The organism is Arcobacter sp. YIC-80, assembly GCF_044841725.1.
Classification (GTDB): domain Bacteria; phylum Campylobacterota; class Campylobacteria; order Campylobacterales; family Arcobacteraceae; genus Arcobacter_B.
Window position 1 is genome coordinate 35,672 of the sequence record NZ_JBJBSI010000014.1, and the last position, 12,504, is coordinate 48,175.

11 protein-coding genes and 2 rRNA genes are annotated in these 12,504 nt (G+C 31.2%); 3 read left to right on the forward strand and 10 right to left on the reverse strand.

Annotation, left to right across the window (positions count from 1 at the left end):
• Positions 1-78 precede the first annotated feature (78 nt).
• A complete protein-coding gene (locus ACH5BK_RS13640) occupies positions 79-1,326 on the reverse strand; it encodes a uracil-xanthine permease family protein (RefSeq protein WP_404308339.1) in 1,248 nt (415 codons plus the stop codon).
• A 132-nt stretch (positions 1,327-1,458) separates the two neighbouring features.
• Here ACH5BK_RS13640 and upp point away from each other — a divergent pair, with 132 nt between their 5' ends.
• The gene (upp, locus tag ACH5BK_RS13645; protein ID WP_404308340.1) at positions 1,459-2,082 is read left to right on the forward strand and encodes a uracil phosphoribosyltransferase; all 624 of its coding nucleotides are present in this window, start codon (positions 1,459-1,461) and stop codon (positions 2,080-2,082) included.
• On the opposite strand, the gene ACH5BK_RS13650 is transcribed toward upp, so the two are convergent.
• The 7 genes from ACH5BK_RS13650 to ACH5BK_RS13680 form a co-directional block, all read right to left on the reverse strand.
• Positions 2,079-2,849, reverse strand: coding sequence for a hypothetical protein (locus ACH5BK_RS13650; RefSeq protein WP_404308342.1), 771 nt, complete (start codon positions 2,847-2,849; stop codon positions 2,079-2,081). The genes upp and ACH5BK_RS13650 overlap by 4 nt on opposite strands.
• A complete protein-coding gene (locus tag ACH5BK_RS13655) occupies positions 2,846-3,649 on the reverse strand; it encodes an ion transporter (RefSeq protein WP_404308344.1) in 804 nt (267 codons plus the stop codon). Before ACH5BK_RS13655 ends, ACH5BK_RS13650 begins: the two co-directional genes overlap by 4 nt.
• Positions 3,650-3,652: 3 nt before the next feature.
• Positions 3,653-4,039: a DUF423 domain-containing protein gene (locus tag ACH5BK_RS13660; protein WP_404308346.1), complete on the reverse strand. Its 387-nt coding sequence runs from the start codon at positions 4,037-4,039 to the stop codon at positions 3,653-3,655.
• A 63-nt stretch (positions 4,040-4,102) separates the two neighbouring features.
• Complete coding sequence (locus ACH5BK_RS13665) at positions 4,103-4,381, reverse strand: hypothetical protein (protein ID WP_404308348.1); 279 nt, start codon at positions 4,379-4,381, stop codon at positions 4,103-4,105.
• 136 nt (positions 4,382-4,517) lie between these two features.
• A complete protein-coding gene (locus ACH5BK_RS13670) occupies positions 4,518-4,964 on the reverse strand; it encodes a phosphoribosyltransferase (RefSeq protein WP_404308350.1) in 447 nt (148 codons plus the stop codon).
• A gap of 10 nt (positions 4,965-4,974) precedes the next feature.
• Complete coding sequence (locus tag ACH5BK_RS13675; RefSeq protein WP_404308352.1) at positions 4,975-6,267, reverse strand: NCS2 family permease; 1,293 nt, start codon at positions 6,265-6,267, stop codon at positions 4,975-4,977.
• Between the two features lie 193 nt (positions 6,268-6,460).
• The gene (locus tag ACH5BK_RS13680) at positions 6,461-7,579 is read right to left on the reverse strand and encodes a PLP-dependent aminotransferase family protein (RefSeq protein ID WP_404308354.1); all 1,119 of its coding nucleotides are present in this window, start codon (positions 7,577-7,579) and stop codon (positions 6,461-6,463) included.
• A gap of 105 nt (positions 7,580-7,684) precedes the next feature.
• On the opposite strand from ACH5BK_RS13680, the gene ACH5BK_RS13685 reads away from it, so the two are divergent.
• Both ACH5BK_RS13685 and ACH5BK_RS13690 read left to right on the forward strand, forming a co-directional pair.
• Positions 7,685-8,545, forward strand: coding sequence for a GyrI-like domain-containing protein (locus tag ACH5BK_RS13685; protein ID WP_404308356.1), 861 nt, complete (start codon positions 7,685-7,687; stop codon positions 8,543-8,545).
• Positions 8,546-8,899, forward strand: a complete 354-nt coding sequence (locus ACH5BK_RS13690; RefSeq protein WP_404308358.1) for a hypothetical protein — start codon at positions 8,546-8,548, stop codon at positions 8,897-8,899.
• 174 nt (positions 8,900-9,073) lie between these two features.
• Here ACH5BK_RS13690 and rrf read toward each other — a convergent pair.
• Positions 9,074-9,189, reverse strand: a 5S ribosomal RNA gene (rrf, locus tag ACH5BK_RS13695).
• 185 nt (positions 9,190-9,374) lie between these two features.
• A 23S ribosomal RNA gene (locus ACH5BK_RS13700) occupies positions 9,375-12,287 on the reverse strand.
• Positions 12,288-12,504 lie beyond the last annotated feature (217 nt).

Sequence of the window (12,504 nt, forward strand, 5' to 3'; positions counted from 1 at the left end):
AAAGAAAGGGAAAGATTTTGATTATAAATATAAAAAGTTTTAAATACATAGCTAATAATCTAGCCATGTATTTAGTTTTTATTCAGTTGTTTCTTTTCTTGCTTGTGGAAGAATAAGATTTAGTAAGATACCAACAATAGCACCAAGTCCAATACCAGAGAAAGGAACATCTCCAAAATTAAAAGTCATACCTCCAATAGAGAATACTAAAATCATAGAAACTATTACCATATTTCTAGGACATGTAAAATCTGTTTTTTCTTTAACTAATGTAGAAATACCTAAAGTTGCAATAATTCCAAATAATAAAAGCATAATTCCACCCATTACAACAGTTGGAATAGTAGCAAGTAAACCACCTAACTTACCAACAAATGCTAATGCAATAGCACAAATAGCAGCCCAGGTCATAATAGCTGGATTATATGCCTTTGTAACAGTTACAGCACCTGTAACTTCTGAATAAGTTGTATTTGGTGGACCACCAAATAATGAAGCAACTGAAGTTGCTAAACCATCACCTAAAAGTGTGTTTTTTAATCCTGGTTTTTTTAAGTAATCTTGCTTAGTTACATTTGAAATAGCTAACATATCACCAATATGTTCAATAGCAGGAGCAATAGCAATAGGTAAAATAAAAATAATAGCTTGCCAATTAAACTCAGGAGCCGTGAAATTTGGGATAGCAAACCAAGCAGCTTTCTCAAAAGCAGAAAAATCAACTATTCCATAAAATAAAGATAAAGCATAACCAACCACTATACCACATAAGATAGGAATTAACTTAAACATTCCTTTAGCTAATAAAGATACAAAAACTGTAACTAAAAGAGAAACCATTGAGATGATAATAGCAGTATTAAAATCTACTAAGACAATACTCCCATCACCTGTTTTACCCATAGCTAAATTAACAGCAACGGGAGATAAAATAAGCCCTATTGACATAATAACAGGCCCTACAACTACAGCAGGAAGCAATTTATGTAAAAAGTTATCTCCTTTAAGTCTAATCAAAAAGCTTAAAAATACATATAATAACCCAGCAGCAACAAGTCCTGACATAGTAGCAGCAATACCCCAAGTTTTAACTCCATGGGAAATAGGAGCAATGAAAGCAAAAGAAGAAGCTAGAAAAATAGGAGGAATAGCTCCTCTATTAACAAATTGGAACACTAATGTACCAATACCAGCTGTAAAAAGTGCAACACTTGGATCAAGTCCTGTTAAAATAGGAACAAGCACAAGTGCACCAAAGGCTACAAATAAAAATTGTAAACCTAAAATTGAATCCTTGACTCTAAAATTATAATCGGTGGCGTTCATAAAACCTCTTTATAAAAAATTTAACTTGAAATGATAACAAATTAATAGTTAATAAAAATTAAATTTATATGCAATTTATAAGTAATTTTTCAGTATTATATAAACTTTAAAAATAAAAAATGGGGATTTTATATGTATAAAGAAAGCTCTAACGTTGTTGTTAAACATTTAGTAAACAGATTAAGAGATACAAGAACAGCTTCAAATGAATTTAGATTAACAATTGAAGAAATATCAAGAATTATTGCAGCTGAAGCTTTAAGCGATTTTGAAACAGTAACACAAAATATCAATACGTGGCAAGGTGCATTAGATGTTGAAATGATTGAAGTTCAAAAGTTAGTGTTAGTTCCAATTTTAAGAGCTGGGGAACCAATGCTTACAGGTATTTTAAGAACACTTCCTTATGCAAGAAGTGGTTTTTTAGCTATGAAAAGAGATGAAGAAACTGCATTAAGTAAACTATTTTATGAAAATATTCCAGATATTAAAGATAAAACAGTTTTATTATTAGATCCAATGATAGCAACAGGTGGTTCACTAATTGATGGTATTGATTATTTAAAATCAAAAGGTGCAAAAAGAATTATTTCACTTAATATTCTAGGTTGTCCAGAAGGTATTAAAAATGTTCAAGAAGCTCATCCTGATGTAGATATTTATATTGCACAAATTGATGAAAGACTTGATGAAAATAAATATATTAGACCAGGACTTGGTGATGCTGGAGATAGAGCCTTTAATACAAATGGTTAAAGATATTGCATAGGGTTTTGGTATTTATACCTAAATCCTAAACTCTCAATTTTACTCCCATCTATTACTCTATTTAAAACCTTTTTATCTTTATACTCTAAAATAGGTTTTTCAAAACCATACTTCTTAGAATTTAACTCATATAAATCATCTCGCAAAGGATGAATTGGTGAACAAAGGTTAAAAATACCATTTATATCATTTTTTATAGAAAATAAAGTGGCTTTTATTACATCATCTCTATGTACATGATTTATTTTTTTATTAGAACTTGTTAAACTCTTACCACTAAAATACCTACCTGCAATTCTATCATAACCCATAAGTCCCGAACATCTAAATATTATATGACTTAAGGAAGCAATCTTTTCAGCCTCAAAAACTACAAGTTTTGATTCTTCTTTTTTTATTTCAAAAGTTTCATCATAAGTATTCTCAACATTAGGATAAATAGAAGTAGAACTAATAAAAAATATTTTTTCTATATTTTTAATATTTGGATGAGAATAAATCTTTTGAAGAAAATCAAGATAATTATCAATTTTTGAAGGAGGATAATTTATAAATAAAAAATTACACATTAAAAGTTCATCTAAATTTTTTAAATATTTTTCATTTAAAACAAAAGGATAAAAGCCCTTTTGTTTCATATCTTCATATTTAAGTTTATCTTTTAAAGAAACTTTCACATTATATGTATCTTTCATTTTATTAGCAAGGGTATAGCCTAACCAACCTGTACCTAATATCGTAAAAGTTTTTTTCATTTGTTTTGCTCTTTTAATTTACTAATTTCCTGCTTTAAACTTTTCATTTCTTCAAGTAAAATATCTAACTTCTTACTATCTTCATGAATTTCTTCTTTCATCTCTGCTTCTTGAAGTTTTTGCATTTCACCAATAATAACTGCAACAAAAAGATTAAAAAATACAAAGGCAGCAATTATAACAAAAGATACAAAATATACCCAAGCCCAAGGGTAAACTTCCATAGCTTCATACATAACATCAGTCCAATCTTCAAAAGTCAATACTCTAAATAAAGTAAGCATAGAAATTAAAAAATCTTTCCATAAACCTGATGGTAAATCAACAAAGAAAAAACTTCCTATAATTGCATATATATAGAAAATTATAAACATCAAAATAACAATATCAATGATAGCAGGGATAGCCTTTATAAGCATATCAATAATAGCTTTTAATTCAGGCCTTGCAGTAAATAACCTTAGTATTCTAAATACTCTCATAAGCCTTGCAATAGCAGCAAAACTCGATGACTCAAGAGGTAAAAGAGTAATAACTACAATAACAAAATCAAATACATTCCAGCCTGATTTAAAAAAATTAATGATTTTTTTTTCAGCAACCATTTTAATTGCTAATTCAAATACAAAATAAATAGTTACAAAATAATCAGCAAACTTTAAAAATAAATCATAATTACCTTCAACTTCATCTAAAGTCTTAAAGCCTAAAATTGAAGCATAAGCAATAATAATTATAGTAGTTAAATTTGAAAACCATCTAGAATCTCTAACTTCTTCAATTTTTTCAATTGTTGTCATACTTTATTCCTTTAAAATACAATAAGTTACAATTAACCATGAAATAATAAGAAGAGTCCCACCAATAGGTGTTATTGCACCTAGAATTGGCATATTTAATAAAACAAGTGCGTATAAAGAAAATGAAAATATAATTAAACCAATTAATAATAACCATGCAGCAATTAGTAACTTTCTTGAATTTTCTTTAAAGTTCATGATAATAGCAATTATAAATAGACCTAAAGTATTGTAAAAGTGATATTCCACACCTGTGTTATAAGTAAGTAGCATTTTTTCAGAAACTATAGATTTTAAACCATGTGCACCAAAGGCACCTATAGCTATAGCCAATGCAAATAAAAAACTTGCTATTGCAAGAAATTTTTTTGAATTTTCATTAATTAACATTATATACTTCCCAATTTTAATTTTTTGCGAAGTATATCAAAAAAATGTTAACAATAAGTAGTACTATTGAGGTTCTTTATCTTTTAACTCTTTTTTCTTTGAAAATCCTGCACCTTTTTTCTCTTTTTTCTTTAACTCTAAATCATTAATTAAAGTTTTATAATCTATACCTTCTTGGTTCATTTTAGCAAAACAAGCTGCAATAGTAGCAATTGCATTTGGTACTTCTTTTTTCTTTTTGTAAGCTTGGATATTCTTTTCACTCACTTTAATTAAAGCAGTAAATTTTGGTATTGTAAGTTCAGCATCTAAAAGTAGTTTTTTAAATTCAATAAATGTCATTGTTTATGTCCATTATTATTTTTTTTTAGATTATACTAGTAAGTTTGTAAAAATTAGCTAAATTTTTTATAATTTATTTATAAAAGTAATATTTTATATAGTTTTTAGGCCAAAATAAATTTTTTGGCCTAAAGGATTATTTAACGTCAACTTCCCAAAAGAAATCAATCCATTGAGTAGCTTCTCTAACAGTATAGTCAGGTTGTAATACTGCTGTTTTTTTATAAAAAAGAGTTGCAAGTTTAAATTCAACTGTAGGAAACTTTTCTTTTAATATTTTTAAAATCTCCTCCATTGTTTCACCTGAATCAACTATATCATCAATAACTAATACTCTTTTAGCATGAGAAACATCAGGAATATTAAAAATATTAAAAGTATCTAATTTTAAATCACCCTCATAATGAATAGAATTTAATGAATATAAATTTCTCATATCTAAAGCTTGTGCCATTAAATGAGAAAGTGTTAATCCACCTCTTGCTACAGCCAATAAAATATCTGGTTCATAATCTCTACAACTATCAACTAACTTCTGTGTGTCTTCTTTAAACAACTCATAACTATAATAAAGTTTTTCCAAAAAATATTCCTTATAAAATAAATGCTAATGCACTAATAAATGTAATTACTAATATACCTAAATTTAAACTTTCAAAATCTTTTTTACCAATTTTGATAATTGTATAAACTAAGAAACCAGCTGCAATTCCATTTGTAATAGAAAATGTTAGTGGCATTAAAATAACAATTAAAAATGCTCCTGCACTTGTAGCTAAATCTGAATCTTCAAAATTTATTTTTCCAAGTTCTGTAAACATTAAAACTCCTACTACAACTAGTACAGGATAAATAGCATTAGAAGGAATAGATTTAAATAAAGGAAGCATAAATAATGTAGCTACAAAAAACATTGCTGTAAATACAGCAGTTAAACCTGTTCTACCACCTTCTTCAACTCCTGAGGCACTTTCAATAAATGCAGTAGTTGTTGATACACCAATCATAGATCCAGCTGTTGTAGCAATAGCATCTGCTTCTAAAGTTTTTTGTAAAGACTTATCTTCTTTATTATTTTCTTGAAAAAGTTTTGCTCTAGTTCCTACACCAGTTAAAGTTCCTAATGTATCAAACATATCAGTAATTAAAAAAGTGATAATAACAGGTAATAAAGACAAGCTTAAGGCACTCATAATATCAAGTTTAAAGAATATTGGTTCAATTGAAGCAGGCATTGAAACTACAGTTTTAGGTAAATCACCTAAACCAAATGTCCAAGCAACAATAGAAGTAATAGCAATTGATAAAATAAATGCACCTTTTATTCTATATGCATAGAATAAGAAAGATAAAATTAAACCTAGAACTCCTAAAAGTACATTTGGATTTGAAAAATTACCTAATGATACTAGTGTAGCTTCATTTGCACTAATCATACCCATTTGTTTTAAACCAATAAAAGCAATAAATGATCCAATACCCGCACTAATAGCTCTACGTAAACTCATTGGAATTGAAGTCATTATCCAAATTCTAAAATTTGTTAATGACAATATTACAAAAAGTAATCCTGATAGAAAAACAATACCTAAAGCAGTTTCCCATGGAAGCTTCATTCCAAGCACTAAGCCATAAGAAAAATATGCATTTAGTCCCATTCCAACACTCATAGCAATAGGAGTATTTGACCAAAGCCCAGAGAAAAGTGTAGCTAAGATTGTAATTAATGCTGTAGCAGTAACTACTGCATCCATTGGTAAGCCTGCATCAGCTAAAATAAAACCATTTACAGGAACGATATACATCATTGTTAAAAATGTTGTAAAACCAGCAGAAAATTCAGTACCTACTGTTGTATTATGCTCTTTTAGTTTAAAAAAGTTCATAAGCTAGTCCTTATTTTTAAATTAAGGCCGAATTATACTAAAATTTAAGTAAAACTTAATATAAAAACATAGTTTTTATACATAAAAGTTGTAAATTGTTTGTAAAAAAGTGTCTTTTTCTAATAAAAATATAATAAAAAACAAGACAAATAATATAAACTATAATATAATTTTGAAATAAAATTCTTTTGACTTACTTTAATTTTATTTCCATCTTAAACTTATTCACTATTTTTGCTAAAATTTTAATTCCTTTTTCTATTTCTTCATTTGTAGAATTTGTAAAATTTAATCTAATTTCATTACTTTTTTTATTTAAGTAAAAAACTTCAGCAGGAACAATAGCCAAATTTTTTTCAAGTGCTTTCTTTGCTACTTCCATACTATCACAAAGTAAACTTCCATAAATAAACATTCCTCCTTTTGGTCTTTCAAAAGAAAATGAAGGAATATATTTTTCTAAACTATTTGCCATAAAATTCATTTTATTTTCATAAATAGAATTTATTTTTTTTATATGATTAAAAATATCATTACTTTTTAAATACTCATCTAAAATCATTTGATTTAATGTTGCAGTATGTAAATCTAATGACTCCTTAATAAACAAGAGTTTTTCAATCAATTTTTTATCTGCACGAATCCAACCAACTCTAAGACCAGGAGCAACAATTTTCGAAAAAGATCCTAAATGAAAAGATTTCTTTACACTCTTTGAAATTGGTGTTTTAAAACAATTATCAAAATCTAAAAAAGTGTACGCACCATCTTCTATAAGAAAACTATCTTTTTTATTTATAATAGCCCCTAAGGTTTGTCTTTGAGATAAACTATATGAAGATGTAGAAGGATTTTGAAAGTCACTAATTAAATAAACACTTGTTTTACTATCAATCATATTTTTTAAATTAGATAATTTTGAAAAAGAATTTATCTTTTTATTTAAAACCCTAAATGAAGCTAAAGCTCCAATATAAGATGGCTCTTCTACGATAACATTAGTATTAAAAGCTTTCAAAATAATATCAAAAGCTTGTTGACTTCCACTAGTTATCAAAATTTCATTACTGTTAGTTGGGAAATCTAATTTATCATTATAAAAAGCCGCAATTTTTTCTCTTAATGACTTTAAGCCATAAGAAGATGAATACTGTAAAGCTTTTGTATCATTCATTGCAAGCATTGTGGCCTTTATTAATTCATCTTTAGGAAATAAACTCTCATCAGGTAAACCACCTGCAAAAGAAATTGTACTATCATTAATTACATCCAAAATCTCTCTTATATATGATCTTTTAAATTCTTTACTCATTATAAGCCTTTTTTATCATATTATATTTTAAACAAAGAAAAATATCTTTATTTTATCTTGCATTATATTTGTTTTATATTGCTTATTTTTTTGTTATAATATAATATGAAAAAAGAAACAATCCAAGAACACTCAGATATAGTAAATAAAAGTCTTTCTTATATTTATAAAAATATAGAACATGAAATAACTCTTGATGATTTAGCAAAAATAAACAAAATATCAAAATTTCATTTCCATAGAATTTTCAAAGAAGAAACAAGTGAAAACTTTTCAAATGTAATTACCTCTATTAGATTACAAAAAGCGGCAAATTTATTAATTTCCAATAAACACTCAACAATTACAGAAATTTCAAAACTATGTGGATATAGTTCACATTCTTCATTCATAAAAGCTTTTAAAAAAAGATTTTTATATACACCTACCCAATGGAGGAAGGGAGCATTTAATGAATATAGTAATAAATTAAATATTAAAAAGTTTACAAGTGTAAAAAATTTAGATTTTGAAATTAAAGTAAACCAAGAAATACATTGTGCTTATATTAGACATAAAGGTTATGATAAAAGTATTAAAAATACATGGCAAAAATTAAGAGCACTAGCATATCAAAATAATATATTACACTATGAAGAAATTGGTTTACATCATGACAATCCATCAATAACACCACTTGAAAAATGCAAATATATTGCAGCAATAACTATTGATAAAGATATTTCAATAAAATCTAATATTTCAACTTTTATTATTCCTAAAACTTTATGTGCTGTGTTTAAACTAGATGGTAAATATGGAGATATAATAGATTTTATTAGATACATTCATCAAGAATGGATTTTAAAAGAAGGAAATGGCTTTGAAATAACAACTCTACCTATTTATATAAAATACATAAAAAACCATTTAATAGATAATACTGATTTTAAAATAGAAGTAAATATTCCTATAAAAGTGATATAAATGAAAATATCTAAAACTATGCAAATTAGTTTAATACTAATAATATCTTCACTATCAATAAGTGCTTGTAGCAAAATAAAAGAGCCAAATTATTTTACAAAAAAAGGTCATTGTGTAGTAAATACAAATAAACAGATGCAAATAGGATTAAATAGATTTAATACAATAGAAGAATTCAAAAGAGCATGTAATTCAAAAATGATATTTGAATTTAAAAAAGATGAATGTAGACTATTTACAATGAAAAAAATGAAATTTGATATATATATAAAAGATAAAATAAAAACACACAAATTAAATATAGGAGAAGAAAAAATAATGTGCGGCAAAAAAGTAATAGAGTATATAAAATAAAAAAGAGGCAATAAAACTATAAAAAATAATAAAAAAAGAGAATAATAGGGAAAGGTAAAGAAAGTGGGCTAAAAAAAAAGCTTAGTAAAAAACACGAAAAATGTTTTGAACTAAGCTTTTAGAATAAACTGTGCCTTAAAAAGATGAATATCTTTTTGAGAAACAATACTCAAGAGCTGGCAGCGGCCTACGTTTCCACAAGTGAAACCTGCAGTATTATCAGCGATGAAGTGCTTGACTTCCAGGTTCGGAATGGGGCTGGGTATTTCCACTTCTCTATAACCACCAGCAATATGAGTATAAAAAGTTCAAATAAACTCTTTATACTCACATTAGGGTAATGAGTGTAAAGATAATGTTAAAGTCTTATAGCTTCTTAAAAAGATGTTCATCTTTTCAAGGAAACGCTTTGTGAAACAATTCACACATTTATTAAGTAAATATACTTAATAAGATAGTAAACCAAGAAATTTATTAAAAAAAGCCAAACGATCTATTAGTACTAGTCAGCTAAACGTCTTACAACGCTTACACACCTAGCCTATCAACCAGCTAGTCTTGCTGGGATCTTCAGGGAAAGTTCATCTTGAAGTTGGCTTCGAGCTTAGATGCTTTCAGCTCTTATCACATCCGTACATAGCTACCCAACGATGCCCTTGGCAGAACAATTGGTACACTAGTGGTACGTTCATCCCGGTCCTCTCGTACTAGGGACAAATCTCCTCAACTTTCCTACGCCCACGGAAGATAGGGACCGAACTGTCTCACGACGTTCTGAACCCAGCTCGCGTACCGCTTTAAATGGCGAACAGCCATACCCTTGGGACCTGCTCCAGCCCCAGGATGCGATGAGCCGACATCGAGGTGCCAAACCTCCCCGTCGATGTGAGCTCTTGGGGGAGATCAGCCTGTTATCCCCGGCGTACCTTTTATCCTTTGAGCGATGGCCCTTCCACACAGAACCACCGGATCACTATGACCGACTTTCGTCTCTGTTCGACTTGTATGTCTCACAGTCAAGCTAGTTTATGCCATTATACTCAACTGGCGATTTCCATCCGCCATGAACTAACCTTTGTAAGCCTCCGTTACTTTTTAGGAGGCGACCGCCCCAGTCAAACTACCCACCAGACATTGTCCTGGTATAAGATAATTATACACAGTTAGTAACTCAAATATTCAAGGGTGGTATCTCAAGGATGGCTCATCATATACTGGCGTCTATGAATCAAAGCCTCCCACCTATCCTGCACAAGAATATCCAAGCTACAGTGTCAAGCTGTAGTAAAGGTGCACGGGGTCTTTCCGTCTTTCCGCGGGTAGGAGGAATTTTCACCTCCACTACAATTTCACTGGATCCCTGGTTGAGACAGCTCCCATCTCGTTACGCCATTCATGCAGGTCGGTATTTAACCGACAAGGAATTTCGCTACCTTAGGACCGTTATAGTTACGGCCGCCGTTTACTCGGGCTTCGATCAAATGCTTCGCTAATGCTAACATCATCAATTAACCTTCGAGCACCGGGCAGGCGTCACACCTTATACATCCACTTACGTGTTAGCAAAGTGCTGTGTTTTTGGTAAACAGTCGGGAGGGACTCTTTGTTGCAACCTCTTTAGCTTTTGAGAGTAAATCTCTATACCAAAGTAGGCACACCTTATACCGAAGATACGGTGCTAGTTTGCAGAGTTCCTTAACCAGGGTTCTTCCACGCGCCTTAGAATACTCATCCCACCCACCTGTGTCGGTTTACGGTACGGGCAACAAATAATATACTTAGTGGCTTTTCTTGGCACGACAGTATCATCGATTCTCTATCTCCTCCGAAGAGTGTCAAGAGCCTATAAGATCTCGGCTTCATGTAACCCGGATTTGCCTAAGTTACAGCCTACGTCCTTCGACCCACTATTCCATCAGTGTGCTCGATTAACTCTATGCGTCCCCACATCGCGCTTATTTGTTGGTATTGAAATATTAATCAATTTGCCATCGTCTACCCCTCTCGGACTCGACTTAGGTCCCGACTAACCCTACGATGACGAGCATCGCGTAGGAAACCTTGGGTTTTCGGCGAAGAGGATTCTCACCTCTTTTATCGCTACTCATGCCTGCATGCTCACTTCTATCCGCTCCAGCGCTCCTTGCCGGTACACCTTCAACGCTGAATAGAACGCTCTCCTACCACTCAAGTAAACTTGAGTCTAAAGCTTCGGTGCATATCTTAGCCCCGTTATATTTTCCGCGCAGAATCACTAGACCAGTGAGCTGTTACGCTTTCTTTAAAGGATGGCTGCTTCTAAGCCAACCTCCTGGTTGTCACAGTAACTCCACATCGTTTTCCACTTAGATATGACTTTGGGACCTTAGCTGTTAGTCTGGGTTGTTCCCCTCTCGACATAGGATTTTATCACCCTACGCCTGACTCCTGTGATTACACATATAGTATTCATAGTTTGATAGGGTTTGGTACCGCGGTAAGCAGCCCTAGCCCATTCAGTGCTCTACCCCTATATGCTACTACACAAGGCTATACCTAAATATATTTCGGAGAGAACCAGCTATCACGAAGTTTGATTGGCCTTTCACCCCTATCCACAAGTCATCCGAGGACTTTTCAACGCCCACCGGTTCGGTCCTCCACTGGCTCTTACACCAGCTTCAACCTGCTCATGGATAGATCACTTCGTTTCGGGTCTGCAGCATCTGACTAATTCGCCCTATTAAGACTCGCTTTCGCTACGGCTTCGTACTTGACTTAACCTTGCCAGACACCACAACTCGCAGGCTCATTATGCAAAAGGCAGTCCGTCACCCTGATAAATCATAGGGCTCCGAATGATTGTAAGCTAATGGTTTCAGGTTCTATTTCACTCTCCTCACTGGAGTACTTTTCACCTTTCCCTCACGGTACTTGTTCACTATCGATCTGTAAGTAGTATTTAGGATTAGAGGGTGGTCCCCCTAGATTCAGTCAAAATATCACGTGTTCCGACCTACTCAGGATACCATTAGAGCTATTGAAAATTTCGATTACAGGAGTATCACCTTCTATGCTATAGCTTTCCAACTATTTCTTCTATCTTCTTTAGTCTCATGTTATGGTCCTACAACCCCCAATGCAAGCATTGGGTTTGTCCTAATCCGCGTTCGCTCGCCGCTACTAACGGAATCTCATTTGATTTCTCTTCCTGTGGTTACTGAGATGTTTCACTTCGCCACGTTCGCCCCTCGAAAGGTAACATATATCTCTATATGCTGGGTTGTCCCATTCGGAAATCTACGGATCAAAACTTCTTGACAGTTCCCCGTAGCTTATCGCAGTCTAGTACGTCCTTCTTCGCCTCTTACAGTCTAGGCATCCACCATTAGCCCTTAATAGCTTATTTTTGTTGATAAAGTAATTTACATTACTTCACCGTTTTGAATAATTATTCCTTGGCTACTATCTTATTAAATATATTGCTACATCTAATAAAAAAGTTGTGTTTTTAAAATTGTTTCGTTTTTTAGTTTATATTTAAACTCTCATTTAAATATTCGCTAGAAAAATTTTAAGACTTTAACATTATGTTTTTAAATATCATATCCTTTATTTCTAAAGAA